This window comes from Arsukibacterium perlucidum DSM 18276 (assembly GCF_000382165.1).
GTDB lineage: Bacteria > Pseudomonadota > Gammaproteobacteria > Enterobacterales > Alteromonadaceae > Alishewanella > Alishewanella perlucidum.
Genome location: NZ_KB907733.1, coordinates 21,459 through 41,111 on the forward strand (window position 1 = coordinate 21,459; position 19,653 = coordinate 41,111).

The window sequence follows — 19,653 nt, forward strand, 5'->3', positions numbered from 1 at the left end:
GGTTTTCTGCCGCTGTGTGGCAAAACACCGGATATTGGCTGGCATGCTTATTCTCTGTTAACGGCCGTCATCATTAGCAAACCTTCTAACTTTCCCGCCGTTTTTCTGCCATAGCTGTTATTAGTCCGCGCACGTCAGCCAGGTTTAACAATTGCTCAAACTCAACCGGCAATTTGCGCCGCCAGTTTGGGTACTCGGTGCTGGTGCCCGGGATATTAACCGGAGTGGCAACCAGTAATAAATCTTCCAGCTGGTAGGCCATTAAGCGGGCCGGAGTGGCCGCCAGGTAGACGTGGCTGTTATACACCAGTTGCTGCACATTACCGTGCTCCAGTTTAAGTTCGTTACACAATAGCTGCTTTTCATCTTTACGCAGTTGTTCCAGATTGGCGGCAATCTCAGCGCTGGGGAATAAATCCAGCTGATGGCGCAGCGCTAAATCATGTTCGTGCCAGTAACCCACTAAAGTAGGCATATCATGGGTGGTAACCGTTGCCAGCGACAGTGCCGGATAGGTTTGGTCGCGGTGCTGGTAGCTACCGGCCTTTTGCTCCAGCATAAATACCCGGTATGACAACACCTGGTACTTTGCCATTAACCGGCTAATTTCTACCGGCACTGTACCTAAGTCTTCACCAATTACCACGCAATGGTTGCGCTGGCTTTCCAACGCCATAATGGCAAATAAATCTTCAGCCGGCATGCCGATATAGCCACCGGCTGTGGCATCTGCGCCCGGCGGGCAACACCATAGCCGCAGTAAGGCCATAACATGGTCCAGCCGTAAGGCGCCGGCATAGCGCATATTGGCGCGGATCAGCTGAATAAAGGGCTGATATGCCTTCTGGCGCAGCGTCTGTGGGTTATAAGCCAGCAAGCCCCAGTTCTGGCCTTTCGGTGCCATAATATCCGGCGGTGCGCCAACGCTCAGTTGCATCAGAAAATCTTCCGGTGCGCCCCAGCTTTCAGCACTGTTACTGTTGGCACCCACTGCCACATCACAATACAGGCCAATTGCCATGCCCTGTTGCTGACACTCTTGTTTAACCTCGGCCAGTTGCTGCTGGGCCAGCCACTGCAGGTATAACTGCTGATTGATAGCATCGCTGTGCTCGCTGGCAAATTGCTGCACTGCCGCGCTTTGCGGGTTCTGGTACTCTGACGGGAAATTCTGCCAGCAGGCCATCTGCATATCGCGCTGAAACAATACCGCCTGCAGCACCTGATAGCGGGCCAGATCAAGCAGGCTGGGGTCACTTTGCTCAACAAACTGGTGAAAATCCCGGGCCCGCTGGCTGTTAATAGCCAGATGCTGCTGTTTAAAATGCTGATATAGCAATTCAGCCATTTCTGCTTTCAGGCTACTGACCGCATGATAATCGACATCGGCGGCAGCCCGGCAACGCTGTAAACGTGATTGAAATTGCTGGCTTTGCAGTAACTGCTGTGCCGCGGCGCAGCCGGCAAACTCAGGGCTGCACTCCAGCGCGACATAAAGCGTATTCAGCCACAGCCGGCTATTCGGGCTGTAGGGGCTGCAATCTTGCGGCAAGCCGGGATACAGTGCATGTAACGGGTTTAAGCCTATAAAATCGTTGCCCAGCGCCGCTAAAGGCGCCACCATATTTTTTAAATCGACAAAATCGCCAATGCCCCAGTTGCGACTGGAACGCAGTGCATACAGCTGCACCGCCGGGCCCATGGTTTTATGCAGTACCGCTTGATCCTGCAACTGAAAGCAGCGGCCCGGGGTAACAATAATTTGTTGGCTGTAACCTTGGGTAACAGCCGGAGTGGCCGTTTCTGCAGCGCCGGTTTCAGGCGTTAATGTCAGTTGGTGATATCCTGGCTCGAGCGCAACGTCAATGCTCAGGTTAAAGGCCAGGTAGTCGGCGCCTGAGAGCTGCTGGCGTTCGATAATATCGCTGGTGGCAACTTGCAGTCGCCCGGAAATTGTTTGCTGCTGCTCAGTCAACAGTTGCCATTGCCAATGGCTATGGGCAGTAGCAGCAGGTTGCTGCACCCGAACCTGCAGCGGTTGCTGCGCGGTCAGTACCTGCACCGGTGCAACTATTTCGGCCCACGGCTGCTGTTGCAGTTGCTGGATTTGCCGGGCAATAACGTCGTCACTGCCCAGATCGTAACCCATTGCCGTAAGAACGGCTTGCTGATCAGCCAGGGCAATATGCTCAATATGCCCCTGGGCGTGCACATAACTGTCTTGCAGGCCTGCTAATGCCGCGAGTTGCTTAATTGGTTCCATACATCACCTGTCGGCTGGCCAGAGTTTGCCCTGGATAAGATCGGCTTATTGTGGTGCTGCTACGCTGGCGGTATACACCGGGCGAACAGCCTTGCCAGCTTTTAAATGCTTTTTGAAAACTACTTTGTTCTTCAAAACCCAGCTGGGTAGCAATTTGTTGAATGTTAAACGTATTTTCTTGCAAATATTGCTGAGCCAGCTGGTGGCGGCATTCGTTTACCAACTGACGAAAGCTGGTATTGTTCGCCTGTAAATAACGCTGCAATGAGCGGCTGCTGATATTCAGTGCTTTGGCTGTATCTTTTAATCTGGGTAGCTGTGGTAACTGCCGGCAAATCTGCTGCCTTAAGAACGTTAAATGGCTGTTACGCCTGCCGTTCCCATCATCACTGGTTGTCCGATAACACCAAAAAGCATGGCTTTCGATAGTCATTGTGCTGTGCTCCAAATTGGCAGCAAAGCAAAATCCCGGCTTTGCCCATCACTGCCATTAATTGGTGCAAGCATAAAACAACGTTGGACTATAGTTAAACATACTGCATACGTATGCAGCGAAAATAGCCGTAAATGCCTTGTCGGAAAAGCTTGTCGGTAGCTTGGTTTTCAGGCGTAGCCAGCAATAAAACCAGTGGTTGATTGCCAGGTTGGTCGCTTTATACACAAGGCCCGCACCACATTTGTGCGCAGATTAACCGCTTTGCCCCGGCATTGTGCAATAACGGGCTTATGAATACGTATTCATGTTGAGCTCTAGCCCGAATAAGTTTAATAAATGAGCATAGTAAAAGTTGGTTGGTAAGCTTTCACCGATGAATGGTTAAAAAATTCAGGCGACAGCAACTACCACAAAATAACAATCACACCGGGGATAAAGGGTAATGAAAAATTTTAAACTGAATATGCTGACTGTCGCGCTGATCGCAGCCGGCGCCAGTTCTGCCGCCATGGCACAGCAAACTGCTGACGCCCGCGAGCAAGCAAAGCAAGACGATATCGAAGTTATTGCGGTAACAGGTTATCGCGGTAGCCTGCAAAAAGCGCAAGCGATAAAAATGAGCGAAAGCTCTGTGGTTGAGGTTTTATCGGCAGAAGACATCGGTAAGCTGCCAGACACCAGTATTGCTGAATCGCTGGCGCGTTTACCTGGCCTGGCCGGTGAGCGCCGCAATGGCCGTACCAGCGGTTTGTCGGTACGTGGCTTTAATGAAAACTACGTTGGCACCTCATTAAACGGCCGTGAGCTGTTAGGTATGGGTGACAACCGTGGTGTGGAATACGATCTGTATCCGTCAGAAATCGTTTCTACTGCTGTGGTGTATAAAACGCCAGACGCGACTGTTATGGCTCAAGGCATCGGTGGCACCATCGACTTACAAACTATTCGGCCATTAACAGCTGAATCAACCCTGACGTTTAACGCTAACTTTGAGCAAAATGACTACTCTGCCGGCAACCCGGATTTTGATAACAAAGGTCACCGTTTCTCAATTAACTTTGTCGACAAGTTTTTAGATGATACCGTCGGCGTAGCGCTGGTTGTATCATCAATGGAAACGCCACGCCAGGAGCAGCAGTTCCGCGGTTGGGGTTATGCCGGCGTTAATTTAAGTCTTGATGATAACGGTGATTTTATTAATGATCGGCGTAATTCTGATACGGTAAATGTACCAGCAGGTACGGTAGTACTAGGTGGTCATGACTCATTCACCCGTTCGGCGATGCTGGAGCGTGACTCGTTCGCCGCCATTATTGAATATACGCCAACTGACAAACTGACCTTAAAGTTCGACGCCTTGTATATCGACTTTACCGAAAACGACGTACGTCGTGGTCTGGAAGAAGGTGGCGCTGAGTGGGGTACTGGCGATTACACCATTACCGGCGTTGAAAACGGTCTGGTAACCTCTGGTTATTATGATGGTTTTTACTCAGTAGTGCGTAACGACGCTCGTAGCCAGGAAGCCGACTTAATGACGTTTGGCTTAAACCTTGAGTATGAGCTGAGCGACGACTGGACTGCACAGCTGGACATTTCCAGCGGTAAAGTAGAAAAAACCATTACCGACGTAGAAAGTTACTCTGGTGTGGGTCGCGCTGGTATTGATGGTCGGCCATTGGCTGCCCGAAGCTGGACTATGACGCCAACTGGTGTGATGTATAGTGACCATCCGACTCTGCCATCAGTAGATTATACCGATGCCAGTCTGATGCGTTTAGCCGGGCCGCAAGCCTGGGGTGGTGCGTTAAACCCTATCGAACGATTCCAAGAGCAGAATGGTTTTGGCCCGAGCACTGCACAGGATGGTTTTGTTAACCAACCGGTATTTGAAGAAACTTTAGATAGTCTTCGTCTGCAATTTAATGGCTTTGTAAACTGGGGCATTATTACTGGCGTTGAAACCGGCCTGGTGTATCAGGAACGTTCAAAAACCAAGATTAACAACGGTGCATTTTTAACCGCGCCAAGTTGGCCGGGTGATGTGGCTATCCCTAACCCATTAGGTGTAGCCGATTTAAGCTTTATTGGCATTGCTGGTGTTACCGCGTACGACAGCTTAGGCTTATACAACAGCGGTTACTACATTGAAACTGACGCCGCCCTGCTGGAGAACGGTCGTTTTGGCGATACTTACAAAATTGATGAAGAGCTGACAACCGCCTTTGCTAAGTTTGATTTAAACACCGAAGTGGCAGGCATGATGGTGCAGGGTAACTTTGGCTTGCAAGTGGTAAACGCCAAGCAAAGTGGCGACGGTTTTAGTACTACCAGTAATGCCCAGGGTTTTACCGTGGCCACCCCTGTTAGTGACAGCGACAGTTACACCGATATTTTACCAACCTTAAACTTAAGTGTTGAAGTGGCAGACCGTCAATACGTGCGTACTGCGTTGTCTAAAGTCATCAGCCGGCCGCGGATGGATGATATGCGGCCAAATGCCCAGGTTACCTTCCAGTTCAATGATGCTAATATTCGCAGCAGTGACCCGGAAAACAGCCCCTGGGGTGGTAACTCCGGTAATACCCGGTTAAAACCGTTAGAGGCCAATCAGTTTGATTTAGCTTATGAGAATTACTATCACGACAACGGTTTTGTTGCTGTTAGTTTCTTCTTTAAGGATCTGAAAAACTGGCACCGTAATGAAACGGTAATTGCCGATTTCTCGAATGTTTATATTCCAGGCTTTCACCAAACGTCTGGTGAGGAAAATAATGGCGTACCGCAGGAGCCATTATTATTTGTTGGCGGTATTTCGCAGGTAACAGATGGCTTACAGGGCTTTGTGCGTGGTTACGAATTCCAGGCCAGCGTACCGTTCGAAATTGTTCATGAAGCGTTAGATGGTTTTGGTGTTGTCGCCAGCGCAACCTTTATGGATGGCAAGTTGGATAACGGCACTCCTGAAGGCGGCAAGGTGCCGGGCTTATCTAATGAAATCTATACCTTAACTGCTTACTACGAGTACAAGGGCTTTGAGTTCCGGATTTCCGGCACCAAGCGTGATGAGTTCTTAAGCGAAACCCGTGGTTTAAGTTTGTCACTGGCTACCATTGAAGACCGCGGTGCTGAGCTGTGGGATGCGCAACTTGGTTATGACTTCAGTGAATCTAACATTGAAGGACTTGACGGCTTGCGGGTAACCTTCCAGGTGCAAAACATTACTGATGAGCCAACCTTAAGAACCAACGGCGCCGATGCCCGTCAGGTTACGGATTATCAGAGTTTTGGCCGGAACTTTATGTTAGGTCTGAACTATAAGTTTTGATGCTTAAGTTTGAGAAGTAAGTTCTGATAATTCTGCCAGGCCCGACCTGCTATAGTAATTAGCAAGCCGGGCTATTGGCAGAACAGGTTCTCCCTGGTAAAAGCCCGGCCTGGTTTAAGGGCCGGGTTTTTTTTGAGTACTGAAATATGACAAATGCAGTAAAGAAGGTAGTGGTATTAGGCGGCGGTACTGCCGGCTGGATGGCAGCAGCGTTGCTGAAAAAAGTGTTGGCCAGTGCGGTCGATATTGAATTGGTGGAGTCAGAAGACATCGGTACCGTCGGTGTCGGAGAAGCTACAATACCGCCTATTCGGTTATTTAATAATGTGATGGGCATTAATGAAGCCGAGTTTTTACGTGAAACCAAAGCGACGATAAAGCTGGCGATTAAATTTGATAACTGGCGGGTACCTGGCGAAGGGTATTTTCATACCTTTGGTGCCCCGGGCAAAAGCCTGGCATTTTGTCATTTTCATCATTTGTGGCTGCGGGCGCGCCAGCAGGGCGATAAAACCGATTTATGGCAATACGATTTGAACTACCTGTGCGCCATGGCAGGCAAGTTTGCGCCAATCAACGCCAAAGACAGCATCCTGGAACTGCCGTACGCCTATCACTTTGATGCTGGCCTGTATGCCCGCTACTTAAGAAAGCTTAGCGAGCAAATGGGCGTGGTGCGCCATGAAGGTAAAGTGCAGCAGGTATTTCAGCACACCAACGGTGATATTAAATGCCTGGTGCTGGAAGATGGCCGCGAGCTTAGTGGCGATTTATTTATCGACTGCTCAGGCTTTCGTGGTTTGCTTATTCAGGACAAACTCAACGCCGGCTATGACGACTGGAGCCACTTTTTACCGTGCGATCGGGCGGTAGCCGTGCCATCAGAGCGCTTTGAAAAAACCGTGCCGTACACCCGCTCTATTGCCCACAGCGCCGGCTGGCAATGGCGTATTCCGCTGCAGCATCGCAATGGCAATGGCCTGGTGTATAGCAGCTCGCACTATACCGACGAGCAGGCCAGTGATTTACTGCTGGCTAACTTAGAGCATAAAGCGCTGGCCGAGCCAAAGTTTATTCGTTTTAAAACCGGTCGTCGCCGTCAGCAATGGCAACGTAATGTGGTGGCTGTGGGGCTGGCCAGTGGCTTTTTAGAACCGCTGGAGTCAACCAGTATTCACCTGATCCAGTCAGCCGTTGTACGGTTGATCCAGTTGTTTCCGCACAATGGCATTTGTCAGAGTGCTGTCAATGAATATAACCGGCAATCAGAGCTGGAATATACTCAAATCCGCGATTTTCTGATTTTGCACTACCACGTTAATCAGCGCAGCGACAGCCAGTTCTGGCGCGATATGCAGCAGTTAGCTATTCCCGACAGTCTGCGCCAGAAAATGGCCATATTCGCCGATAACGGCCAGCTGTTCCGTGAGCAAAACGATTTATTTCTGGAAAGCTCCTGGCTGCAGGTCATGTTAGGCCAGGGTATTGAACCAAAAGATTACCACCCTATCGCCGATAATTTCAGCCCGGAAAAACTGCGCGAGATGCTGGCCAATATTCAGGCCATTAAGCAGGAACCACTAAGTAAGCTGCCGGATCACGATACCTATATTGAAACCATGCTAAGCCGCAGTTAACCATCTGAGGATTAAAAAGTACTGTTTACAACTAAAAAAATAAAATCAAAAATTTAGCCAGCCATTGTCATCAGGAAACCGTACTTTCCCCACTGCTTGCAGATGGTTTCCTGATACTGGCTGGCCCTGGCAAACTCAGTCTGAATACTTAACGCTTTGCGCTTTAAATTTACCTGACTTTACAAAACGTTCTAACCATTTTGTAAATTTCACATTTGCTGCACTTTGCTCCTGATAAAACGGGTGAGGCATGTCTGGCGTGGCAAAGGCATCTGTCAGGATAGTATGGATATTGCCGCTGCCAATATAGTACTGATAGTTGGTTGTTGTTTCAGATAAAAAGGCTAATGTCGCTTCCATTCTGGCATTCCACTCGGCGAAGTATAAATAGTCAGACTCGTTTAATCCCCAGGAGAAAGGATTGCTGTTACCCAGATCATTTTGGTCCATCATTTTTAGAAACTGCACTTGCACCCAATCGAATTGCGTCGTGTATTGCGCGAATCGACTTTGCGGGTAGGCCTCACTTAATTTTGTGAAAATGGCAGAGTTAAAATCCAGTGCGGAATAAGTCGTTAATGCTTCACTAAACAGCAAAGGCAGGCTTGCTTCCACATTCCAGACCTTATCGAAATCAAACACGTTATCAATGAAACCCTGGGTTACTATAGCCTCTGAAGCATCGGCAAATAACGCGCTATCTGCTTTGGGGAAGGCAGCCTGTAAATAAGGGAAATTTAAGGTGGCACCATAACCACCGGCGCTGGAACCCGTTACTAAGAGCTTGTTAATTTTTTTCTGTTTTTTACCATCTAAATTTTGTTTCAACCATTCTCTGACGGCCATAAAATTGTCAAAACCCCGGTGTTTAACGGTTAGCGGAGCACCTGGATAGCCGGTGATAGAGCCGTCTGCATCTGTATACACCGTATCAACCGATCCAATGTGAATATCACCGGTACAATAAGGAATAAATACCTTACTCCAGTCTTTGAATGGGTTATCTTTTTCGTTATCGTTAAAAATTCCGCCTGCGTCTATCGGCGAATTTTCGGCCAATATTGAAGGGTTATAAGCCGGGCGGGCTGCGGGCACACCAGCCAGAGCCAGCGAGGCAACACAGGTTGCATCATTCCAGCAAGCACCACCACCATTGAAATAAACCAGCAGGTTTTTACTTTTGCCTTGTTTAAAGTAAAAGTGAAATGCGTTATCCAGCGGTTCGCCGCTAACCGGGTTTGGTACTGTGTCAAAAGCACAGCCCGGATTAATAGTTTTACTGATGCCCTGATCATCAGTTATGTCCATTTGGGCATCCACCGGGATCACTTGCCACTCAGATGATCCGGTTTTGCCCTGCGCACCAGCCGTTACAATGTTTAAAGATAATACTGCAACAAGCCATAAAGTTCTTTTCATATCAGCGTCCATTTCAATATTAAGAATTGCCGGGCGTTATTGCCTCGATTAAAAGATAGTTTAACTTTATGAATAAACAACTAACATTTGTTAAATTTAGTGGGGTGGAAGCTCTGGCTCTGCACAGCGCTGATATTTAGACTCGGCCGGAAATTTTTACAATTTAGCGCTGCCAGCGTGAACTACTTACCATGCCAGCCGAAGCCAGATCAGGCTAAACATAGTGCTGGCGTAGCCTGCGCAAAGTGGAACAGCTTTTGCTGACTATCATTAAGGTGTCAGTGTCATAGTGGCGCTGAAGATAGTCGAAATAAAACACACTGCTGTTAGCAATAAAAGGAGAACGACATGGCAATTATCAATTGGGCAACAGCCAAATATGAAGGCCTGGGCAAAGATGGTAAAGGACATGTTTCCACCCAGTCAGGCGCACTGAAAGACCAACCTTACGGTTTTAATACCCGGTTTGAAGATAAAGAAGGCACCAACCCCGAGGAGCAAATTGCCGCCGCGCATGCTTCTTGTTTTACCATGGCGTTATCGTTCGGTCTGGCTAAGCTTGGCTACAGCAAAGGGTCTTTAAATTCCAAAGCCAGCATCACTCTGGTTAAAGACGGCGACGGTTTTACCATCACCAAATCTGAAATCAAGTTAGACGCCAAAGTACCAGGTATAAGTGGTGAAGATTTTGAAAAAGCCGCAGTTGAAGCAAAGTTAACCTGCCCGATTTCCAGGTTACTGAACTGCGACACTACGCTGGATATTATGTCCTTTGACGGTAATTAGTTTCAGCTTTTTGCCCGGGCAGAGCTCTGTTGATCTGGATCAGTCCATGGGCGCTGGCTTTGCGTTAAAGTAGTGGCATCACCAACACATACCGTCAGGGGTACTGTTAATGTTAAACGAAAAGCACGATTTAATTCATGAATTGCCAGAGCACAAAGAGTTGATTCATACCTTGAAAATGGAAAATCATCATTTCGCCCGTTTATTTGATGAGTATCATGAGATTGATCATGAAGTACGGCGCATTGAAACCGGCGTGGAAGCCACGTCAGATGATCATCTGGAGCAACGCAAGAAGCAAAGACTGCTGCTAAAAGACCAGCTGTTTGAAATGATTCAAAAAGAGCTTACTGCTTAATTTACCCGAACTTAATAAAAATCGCTGATTGGCTTTCGCCATCAGCGATTTTTTATTAGAAGTACCTGGTATTTTCGCCACGCGCGTCTTGCAGCGTCGCTGTTAAACATCTAAAAGCTGGGCATAAAATACTAGTTTTGCTTCATCGTGGCGTTTTGCCACAAATTCTGGTGGGCCGGCTCAGTGAAAAACTGCTCTGGCTGCCAGCAGCGGGGCAGTAGTTTTCTGAGGTAACGCTCCTCACCATCCTGATACAAGGCGTTCAGTAGCGCCTTTAACCGATGCTCCGGCAATACAGCCAGCCGCTCGCGGGCGGCTTTAAAGTACAGGTTGTAATCGGTTTGCAGGCTGATATCCAGCCCGGTGTTGCGGTACTGCTGCTGGCGACTGACTACCCGGCAATTCGGCTGCTCTGGCTTTTGTGGGTACAGGCCGTTAACAATGGCAAATTCATAGCGGTCCTGCGGTTGATTATCCGCACCGAGCGGGGTAAATACCACGCCATAACCTTGTGGAAATAAACCGGTTATCCGCAGCAGCTGATCGACCAGCAGACCATTGTATTCGTTCTTTTTCGCGCCCTCGCGCATTAACAATGCCGCTTTGGGTAATAGCGCATAGTTAAAACGTTGCCGGCCCGGCAATACGATAGATGCATACACCTGTGGCACTTTTAGCAAACCGCCAAACAGGGTTTTATCAGCGGGTTTCAGCTGCAACAGCTGGCTAAGCCAGTGCAAACGTTGTTGCTGGGCGGCAAAGTACTGTTCGCGCTCAATTTTATCATTGCCTTTGTACGGCGCAATGCCAAAACCCTGCTGTAACAATGCCAGGCTGGCTTCGCTGCTCACTTTTAACAGCCGCTCGCGCTCGTCCAGATTCAACGGCCGGTCCGGGTCGAACTGGGCTAATTCACCCTGAACAATGCCCAGTGCCTCAGGGTGCAGCAGGCCGATATCCTGCAACAAAACTGCCATCACTATTGGTAATTGCACATGCTGCCGGTACGGGCAGTCGTCCGGTGCCTGGCGGTTACGCAGCTGGTAATGGCTGACCAGTGCCGGCTCGTCGAGCAACTGCTGGGCCAGTAAGTGATCCAGCAAGCGCAGGCTCAGCACAGCCCGGTATAGTGGTTTATAGGCAAACTGCACCAGTTCCCGCTGGCGTTTAGCGGTAGGCACCATAATTTGCAGACACCCCAGTAAACGGGCACTGAATGCCAGGGTTTCACTGTTGCTTTCGCCCTCTGACAACTTCAACAGCTGCTCGGCCAGCATTTGTAAGTCGGCCCAACGCATCAGCCGTGCCCGTTCGTCCTGATACTGTAATTCGCTGTAATACTGCCGGGCTTGCTTTTTTGCAGCCTGGCTGACATTGCTGGCTTGTTGCAACTGTTGCCAGCGATGTTCTGCTTGTTTCAGTTCAGTCTGTTGCTGGCGGTAACTGGCAAAAAACGCTTTGCTGCGCTGAAAAAAACAGTTGGGCTCGCCGGAGTACAGTACATCCAGCAAACGTTCCAGCCGGTACACCATTACCGAACTTTTGGCAGTTTTTTTCACCTTACGGTTTCCTTATTGCTTAGCAAATTGGCAAAGCTTCTTGCTGGCTAACATAGCCTGAGTTTGCGCTAATGGGAAGTCAGAAACCGGTTGCACCATTTTGGTTACCGGCAAATGACTGCTGCGCCATTTTAGCGCTTGTGAATACGTATTCATATTGCCAGTTGCCCCAAATAGGTTAATAACTAACCTTACAACAATTATGGCTGCATTATTTCGTGCCCGAACCGGCTGGTCCGAATTGCATGGAAAGCGCAACCAACAATAAAAACAAAACGGGGACGAAAGTATGAATAAGTTTAAGCTTAGTCTGCTTAGCCTTGCTGTGAGTACAGCAGGGCTAAGTTCGTTGGCGGCTGCTCAGCAACAGCCACCAGCAGAAGAGCCCGCTGCCGAAGAGCAGCAGGTTGAAGTAATACAGGTACGGGGCTTTGCCAGCAGCCTGTTCCGTTCACTTGACAGCAAGCGCTTTGGCGATGTGGTGTCTGAAACCATTTCAGCAGATGATTTAGGGGCATTGCCCGATGTGTCGATAGCCGATGCATTAACCCGCTTGCCCGGTATTTCGGCAGTACGCACCGGCGGCCAGGCCGCTGAAATTAATATTCGGGGTATGTCAGGTGGCTTTGTATTTTCCACCTTAAACGGCCGTGAGCAGGTATCAACCAGCGGTAAGCGGAATATCGAGTTTGATCAATACCCCTCTGAGTTAATTAATTCTGCAGCGGTATACAAATCACCGAAGGCCTCGTTAATTGAAGGCGGGGTGGCCGGTACGGTTGAGCTGAAAACCACCAGTGTGCTGCAGAACGATAAAGACCACAGCTTTAACGTCAATCTTCGTGGCATGTTTAACGACCGCGCTGATGAAGTGCCGGATGGTCAGGATACCGGCCACCGCTTTAGTTTTTCTTATCAGGGTAAGTTTCTGGACAATACCTTAGGCCTGGCTCTGGGCTACGCCCGCTTGTATCAACCCAGTGTTGCTACCCAGTTTATCGGCCTGGCTTATAATGGCCAGAAAGATGTAACCGGTGATGAGCAAAATGAATTTATCAGTGAAGGTTTTGAAATTCAGCACTTAGGCGGCGAAGAAACCCGCAATGGTTATCTGGGGTCTGTTGAATGGCAACCACACGATGCCTTTAGTTTAAAAGCCGATGCGTTTATTTCTCAGTTTGATAAAGAGTCATTTGCCCGCGGTTTCAGGGTTAAGTTTGGCGGCGATGCGGCAGTGGTCGGCAACCCGGTATTGAACAACCGCTCGGTGATTGGCGGCACCTTTAACCGCACATCGCAAAGTTTTACCCGGGTAGAAATTGTTAACGACGATAACCGCGACTATGACGAAGTGAAAAGTTTCGGGGTTGCGGCTGACTGGGATATTAATGATAGTGCTAACCTGGTATTTGACGTATCGCACTCCACCGCCAGCAGCGACTTCAGAAACGGTTTGCTATGGGCGCTGGTGGCCGAAGATGCCAATGCGGCGACACCACAGTTTGATACCAATGTGTCTATTTCGTACCTGTTAAATGGCATGAACCTGCCAAGCATTGGCTTTAATCAGGCTGATGCTTTTTCGGATATCGACCGGGTAATGGTCAGTAAGTACGGCATTTACCCCTTTGTTAACAGCGATGAAGTCAATGCTGTAAAACTGGATCTGAGTTACGACCTCGATTTACCAGTCATCCGGTCTTTTGAAGTGGGAGTGCGTTATTCAGAGCGGACCTACAGCAATGATCGCTCAGTATTTGAATATGGCAGTGATGGTGCTTTTTTAAACTCGCAGCCGCCACTGCGCTTAACTGCAGATATGGCAAAAGTGGTCGATTTTAAAGGCGACTTTGCCAACTATCCCAGCTATCTGGCCATCGACCTGGATAAAGCTCTGAGCGCCTGGTTCCCGCAAGGGGTACCGCAGCCAGTGCAAACCTGGGGTGCTGGTAATGTCGGCGTGGTTAACCGCGACCCGGCCTCTAATACTGATACCAGCTGGTCAGTACTGCAAAGTGGCGAGGTATATGAAGATGTGCTGGCCGCTTACCTGATGGCTAACCTGGATACTGAAATTTTCGATTTGCCATTAACCGGTAATGTCGGCGTGCGGCGGGTTACTACTGATCAATCTGCTACTGATTTAACCGATGTTGGTGGTGATGTATTGCGGGGTGCCCAGAATATTACCGACGAAGCTGGTCTGGTTAATAACCAGTATGCGCAAAGTATCCTGGGTGAAAAATACACGCATTACCTGCCCAGCATTAATTTAAATTTAAACCTGACTGAAAACACCTATCTGCGTTTTGCCGCTGCCAAAGTGATTTCGCGGCCACCAATTAACCGGCTGGCGTCCAATACCTCAATCAATATCAGTGATGATGGTGAAATTAATGGTTCCAGCTCGAACAGCCCGTTTTTACGGCCGTTCGAAGCCAATCAGTACGACTTATCCTATGAATATTATTTTGGCAGTGGCGCCGTAGTCGCAGCATTGTTTTATAAAGATATTCAAAACTTTATCAACGATTTTACCATTCAGGAATTTGACTTCGCCGGCGCAGGATTTGCCGTGCCGGATGTCATTGTTAATGAAGATGGCGTACCGCGCACTACCTTTAACGGCGCTTTTTCTACGGCGGTTAATAACGACCGCGGTGGCTATATCCGTGGCCTGGAACTGGCTTACACCCACGTGTTCGACTTTTTACCTGATTTCTGGTCAGGCCTGGGCGTCAGCGGCAGTTACTCCTATACCGAAAGTGAAGTAGAACTGATTAACACCCTCGGCGGGGAAGCAATAACCACCACCTTTGAAGGCTTATCGAAGAATGTCTTTAACGGCACCCTGTTCTGGGAGCACGAAGGGGTAGAGGCCCGGGTCAATGCCCGTTACCGCTCGCCCTTTGTCTCCAGCCAGGTTGGCATTGATGAACAAATTACTAACTTTGATAGTGAGCTGGTAGTTGATATGCAATTTGGTTACGAGTTTAACGACAACCTGAAGCTGTTATTCCAGGTAAATAACCTGACTGACGAGCCGACCAAAAGTTATTTTGGCCAGCAGGCCCAAACCGGTACCTTGCAGTTTTTTGGCAGGCAGTACTTTGTCGGCGCCGTGTACTCGTTTTAACCCGGCATAAGGTCACAGCGCAGGCATGGCCCGCTGTGACGGGAAACAGAATAATCTGGAGTAACTGAACAATGCGTAATACAAAAAGGTTTAATTCAATACCTTTAAATTTGAAAAAGATGCTCAGACTAAGTGCGCTGGCTGTTACGGTGAGTGTATTGGCAGGCTGTGGTGATTCAACCGAACCGGGCGAAGTACTGTTAACCTGTAATGTGCCGTTAATACCCAATGCTACTGGCAGTGCCTGTATTGATCCGCCCCCCATTTCCTGCCCGACCGGCACCTTCCCTGATGCCAACAACGAAAGTTGTGTCAGTGGCCGCGACCCGAATGCGCCAGATCCGGTAGTGTTTGCCGGTGAAAACCAGGCGGTATTATTTTACAACCGGCCACAGGACGATGCCTACGATGGTTATCGCCTGCACACCTGGAACAACGAAGCCTGTGATGCTTATCAGCCATCGTCAATTGCTGCGGCCTGGTCGAATGGCCTGATCCACGACGGAGTTGATCCGAATTATGGCGCGTACTGGATCCTGGATTTAAAACCTGGCTATGCAGGTACGGCAGAAGCCTGTGGTAATTTTATTATCCACATTGGTACCGATGATGCAGGTAAAGATCCTGGCCCGGATATGAAAATGCCGTTGTCGCAGGATGACCCGGATTTTGCCCGGATGAACTGGGTATTTTCCGGCGTAAATGGCGTATTTGAGTTCCCGATTTTATCGTTGGGTGTCAGTATTCAGGGCGCTTCCGGTCACTGGCTAGACACCAACACCTTTATCTGGAACAGCGCGGTTGCCGATACTGCACCGGTTGTTAAGTTGTTCTATGCAGCGGATGCCGATCTGGCTGTCAACAATAATGACCGGCTGGAAGGCAGCAATATTGAGCTGACCCCGGTTGAGCTGAGCGATGAGCAAAAAGCTCTGGTGCCACACCTGGCCAATGCTGCCGCGTTCAGTGTTGACTTCGATACCGCTGAAGCCAAAGCCATGGCCAAAAACCAGCTGGCACTGGCGGCTTATAACAGCGATGGTGAGCTGGTTGCCGCCAGTTATGTTCAGGTAGCCAAGGTGCTGGATGCCTTGTACGCCAGTGGTGATAACAGCGCACTGGACGCCAGTTTAGGTGTGCATTATAGCGACAGTAATATTACTGCCGCCGTATGGGGCCCGACCGCCCGCAGCATGACCTTAAAAGTGTACAACGCCGATAAAACCCTGACCGCCAGCCATCCGATGAGCCTGGACGAGCAAACCGGTGTCTGGTCGTACAGTGCTGCCAGCAGTGCGCTGGACCGTAAGTTTTATCGCTATGAAGTGACCGTATACCACCCGTTAACCCGGGCAGTGGAAACCATTGAAAGCACCGACCCTTATTCAGTCAGTGTTTCTACCAATGGCCGTTACAGCCAGTTTGTCAATCTGGCAGATGCCGATTTAGCGCCAGAGGGCTGGAGTGAGCGTAATGTGCCGGTGGTGGCTAACCCGGAAGATATTGTGATTTACGAAGGTCATGTCCGCGATTTCAGTATTCGCGATATGAGCACCAGTGCCGCTAACCGGGGTAAGTATCTGGCGTTTACGGAAATGGAGTCGGCGCCGGTAAGCCATCTGAAAAAACTGGCTGATAATGGCTTAACTCACTTTCATGTGTTGCCGTTAAACGATCAGGCCAATATTGAAGAGCGTGCTAACCGCCGGATTAACTTAACCGACACCGTAGCACAGCTGTGTGCGTTGAATGCCGATGCACCGGTCTGTGGCGTGGAAAGTGCTAATGCTACCTTGTTGTCATTACTGGAAGGCTATCTGCCATACAGTGATGATGCTCAGGCATTGGTTGAGTCTATCCGCCGGATTGATGGCTTTAACTGGGGCTACGACCCACATCACTTTATTGCGGTAGAGGGCAGTTATGCCTCTGATCCAGAAGGTGCGGTGCGGATTAAAGAAGTGCGGGCCATGGTTAAAGCGTTAAACGACATTGGCTTGCGGGTAGCGCTGGACGTGGTATACAACCATACCAGTAGCTCTGGCCTGTTTGATAACTCGGTATTCGATAAACTGGTGCCGGGCTATTACCACCGTTATAACGAAGTCAGCGGTAATATCGAGCGTTCTACCTGCTGCGAAAACACCGCGACTGAACATAAAATGTTCGACAAGTTTATTAAAGACTCGTTAGTTATTTTAGCCCGCGACTTTGGCTTTAACGACTTCCGCTTCGACATTATGGGCCATCACCCGAAAGATAACCTGTTAGCCGCGCGTGAAGCGGTGCGGGCTGTTGATGCTAACACCTACTTCTACGGTGAAGGCTGGAACTTTGGCGAAGTGGCCAACAACCGTTTATTTACTCAGGCCAAACAACAGGATATGGCCGGCAGCGAAGTGGGCAGTTTTAACGACCGCATTCGCGAGGGTGTGCGCAGTGCTGCCATTTTCAGTGGTGTAAATGATGATGGTAATCTGGCTGAGCAGGATATTATCCGGATCAGCTTAGCCGGTACTTTAAAAGACTATGTCCTGAAAAACTATCGGGATATTACCGGCCCGGCGTCCAGTGCCAACTGGAATGGTCAGGCGGCAGGTTATGCTGAAGATCCGGCAGATGTGATTAACTATGTCTCTAAGCACGATAACGAAACGCTGTGGGATATTCTGCAAAGCCGTTTACCGGCAACCCTGAGTGTAATGGAGCGGGTACGGGCGCAAAATATGGCCATTGCTATCCCGCTGATGAGCCAGGGTATCCCGTTTTTGCAAATGGGTGGCGACTTCCTGCGCTCGAAATCTATGGACCGTGACAGCTATGATTCAGGCGACTGGTTCAACCTGGTTGATTTCACCATGCAAACCAACAACTGGGCTGTGGGCTTGCCGACTGCCGAGAAAAACCGGGATAACTGGGACAGCATTGCCGCTTTATTCCTGAACCCTAATACTCAGGTAACTGATACCGATATTATGTTTGCTTCCGACGTGTTTGCTGAGTTCCTGGCAATTCGCAGTGGCAGCCCATTGTTCCGCTTAACAACGGCGCAGGATGTAATGGACCGGGTTGGTTTCCATAATATCGGTAGTAATCAGACTCAGGGCGTTATCGTTATGTCAATTGACGATGGCACTGGCCTGACTGACCTGGACCCTATGCATGACGCCTTAGTGGTGATGATTAACGGCAGCCCGCAGGAGCAGTCGCATACTGTTCGCACCGCTACCGGTTTTGACCTGCATCCGATGCAACAGGCTTCTGCAGATAGCACTGTGGCGATGGCCAGCTTCACTGCAGGTACCAATGAAGGCACCTTTACCGTGCCAGCCTATAGTATGGCGGTATTTGTTAAAGCGCAGATGGGTGATCAGGGTGCTGGCTTAGCGGCGGATGCTACTCTGGGTGCACCGGATATTCCTCCGTACCAGGCCACTACCGTGTTTGTTCGCGGTGGAATGAATGGCTGGGGTGAGGCCGATGCGTTCAACTATGCTGGTGCCGGTATTTACACTGCCACACTAAATATAGATGCGGGTAGCTACGAGTTTAAAGTTGCGTCAGGTGACTGGTCTACGGTTAACCTGGGGGCAGGTGCAGCGGGTAACCAGGTTGCGGTTGAGACGCCTATTGTTATTGAGCCAAGTAATGACAACCTGCGCATAGACATACCAAGCACCTCCGCTTATGTATTTACTTTAAATGCGGTAAACCCGTCAGCACCTACGCTGACCGTCAGCGAGTATGTACCTTATGGTTCTACTACGGTCTTCCTGCGTGGCGGTATGAATGGTTGGGGTGAAGCCGATGCCTTTGAGTATCTGGGGGCTAACCTGTATAGCGTGGATATCAGCATTACGGCAGGCAGCTATGAGTTTAAAGTAGCGTCCAGCGACTGGGCCACAGTAAATATGGGCGCTGGTGCTGCCGGTGCAACGGTAACAGAGGGCGCACCACTACGTATTGAAGGAAGTAACGACAACCTTAATATGAACTTTGCCGATGACGCGGTGTATAAGTTTCTGTTGGATGCTACGTTAACTGAAACACCAGAGCTGACGGTTACCAAACAATAAGCAGGTAACCCAATAAAAAAGCTGCAGCCAGTCTGCAGCTTTTTTGTTTTTAATTAAAAATCTAATACATTGGATATGCTGTATTACAATAAGTAGGTTTGTATTAGTTGCGACTGAAAGGTATTAACCCGGATAGTTTTTAGGAGGCTACGCTGATGTTCGGACAAAATAAGGCACTTACAGAAAAAGTCGCCATGCAATCTGAAATGATTGAAGCACATAGCAATAATCTCCTCGCTATTCGTACAAATGTAGGTTACATCGAGTTTACGCCCGGAGGCGAAATAATTGATGCTAATCAACTATTTCTTTCGTTAACAGGCTATACCGCAAGTGAAATAAAAGGTGCACATCACCTAATGCCGATCAGATAAGAGTTTTTCAGATCGGTTGACCGATCCAAGGGCTGGTATATAAAGGCTTACAGAATAAACCCTGTAGGCCTTTTTTATGCACATTAGCCAAGCTCTTGAGACCGTTTTAGTAAACAGCCATACCATTAGTTTCGACAGTCTGTCGGATGTTCTAGACCCTGCACTTATTGAGACAGGACTTGGTATTGCAGGCGTATCAACCATCCGGACCCGTCGGCTGCCTATGGAGCAAATGGTATGGGCCGTATTGGGAATGGCTCTGTTCCGTAATATATCGATAA

At 49.1% G+C, this 19,653-nt stretch carries 13 protein-coding genes; 8 read left to right on the forward strand and 5 right to left on the reverse strand.

The genetic code is table 11. The features are described 5' to 3' along the window. Positions 1–85: 85 nt before the first annotated feature. On the reverse strand, positions 86–2,263 hold the full coding sequence (malQ, locus tag H141_RS0117450; protein WP_019677579.1) for a 4-alpha-glucanotransferase: 2,178 nt from the start codon (positions 2,261–2,263) through the stop codon (positions 86–88). Continuing rightward, the gene (locus H141_RS0117455; RefSeq protein ID WP_019677580.1) at positions 2,250–2,696 is read right to left on the reverse strand and encodes a helix-turn-helix domain-containing protein; all 447 of its coding nucleotides are present in this window, start codon (positions 2,694–2,696) and stop codon (positions 2,250–2,252) included. The genes malQ and H141_RS0117455 overlap by 14 nt, the downstream gene beginning before the upstream one ends. A 445-nt stretch (positions 2,697–3,141) precedes the next feature. On the opposite strand from H141_RS0117455, the gene H141_RS0117460 reads away from it, so the two are divergent. Together H141_RS0117460 and H141_RS0117465 are read left to right on the forward strand one after the other, a co-directional pair. After that, positions 3,142–6,027, forward strand: a complete 2,886-nt coding sequence (locus H141_RS0117460) for a TonB-dependent receptor (RefSeq protein ID WP_019677581.1) — start codon at positions 3,142–3,144, stop codon at positions 6,025–6,027. A gap of 146 nt (positions 6,028–6,173) precedes the next feature. Beyond that, complete coding sequence (locus H141_RS0117465; protein ID WP_019677582.1) at positions 6,174–7,664, forward strand: tryptophan halogenase family protein; 1,491 nt, start codon at positions 6,174–6,176, stop codon at positions 7,662–7,664. Between the two features lie 135 nt (positions 7,665–7,799). Here H141_RS0117465 and H141_RS0117470 read toward each other — a convergent pair whose 3' ends face one another. Further along, positions 7,800–9,083 (reverse strand): pectin acetylesterase-family hydrolase, encoded by a 1,284-nt coding sequence (locus H141_RS0117470; protein WP_026349536.1) that lies wholly within the window; start codon positions 9,081–9,083, stop codon positions 7,800–7,802. A gap of 348 nt (positions 9,084–9,431) precedes the next feature. Here H141_RS0117470 and H141_RS0117475 point away from each other — a divergent pair, with 348 nt between their 5' ends. Both H141_RS0117475 and H141_RS0117480 read left to right on the forward strand, forming a co-directional pair. Then, positions 9,432–9,869, forward strand: a complete 438-nt coding sequence (locus H141_RS0117475; protein WP_019677584.1) for an OsmC family protein — start codon at positions 9,432–9,434, stop codon at positions 9,867–9,869. Between the two features lie 109 nt (positions 9,870–9,978). Then, positions 9,979–10,227 carry an HP1242/YdcH family protein gene (locus H141_RS0117480; RefSeq protein WP_019677585.1) on the forward strand — a complete coding sequence of 83 codons (249 nt, stop codon included), beginning with the start codon at positions 9,979–9,981 and terminating at the stop codon, positions 10,225–10,227. Between the two features lie 131 nt (positions 10,228–10,358). Here H141_RS0117480 and H141_RS0117485 read toward each other — a convergent pair whose 3' ends face one another. Both H141_RS0117485 and H141_RS21560 read right to left on the reverse strand, forming a co-directional pair. Next, on the reverse strand, positions 10,359–11,786 hold the full coding sequence (locus H141_RS0117485; RefSeq protein ID WP_019677586.1) for a hypothetical protein: 1,428 nt from the start codon (positions 11,784–11,786) through the stop codon (positions 10,359–10,361). A gap of 12 nt (positions 11,787–11,798) precedes the next feature. Then, a complete protein-coding gene (locus H141_RS21560; protein ID WP_019677587.1) occupies positions 11,799–11,942 on the reverse strand; it encodes a hypothetical protein in 144 nt (47 codons plus the stop codon). 133 nt (positions 11,943–12,075) lie between these two features. Between H141_RS21560 and H141_RS0117495 the strand changes: the two genes are divergently transcribed. From H141_RS0117495 to H141_RS21250, 4 genes are all read left to right on the forward strand, one after another. Beyond that, positions 12,076–14,922 carry a TonB-dependent receptor gene (locus H141_RS0117495; RefSeq protein WP_019677588.1) on the forward strand — a complete coding sequence of 949 codons (2,847 nt, stop codon included), beginning with the start codon at positions 12,076–12,078 and terminating at the stop codon, positions 14,920–14,922. A gap of 71 nt (positions 14,923–14,993) precedes the next feature. After that, a complete protein-coding gene (locus H141_RS0117500) occupies positions 14,994–18,998 on the forward strand; it encodes an alpha-1,6-glucosidase domain-containing protein (RefSeq protein ID WP_019677589.1) in 4,005 nt (1,334 codons plus the stop codon). A gap of 155 nt (positions 18,999–19,153) precedes the next feature. Next, the gene (locus tag H141_RS0117505; protein WP_019677590.1) at positions 19,154–19,372 is read left to right on the forward strand and encodes a PAS domain S-box protein; all 219 of its coding nucleotides are present in this window, start codon (positions 19,154–19,156) and stop codon (positions 19,370–19,372) included. A gap of 76 nt (positions 19,373–19,448) precedes the next feature. Beyond that, positions 19,449–19,653: transposase domain-containing protein (locus H141_RS21250; protein WP_019676476.1), on the forward strand; the 205-nt coding region annotated here is incomplete at its 3' end.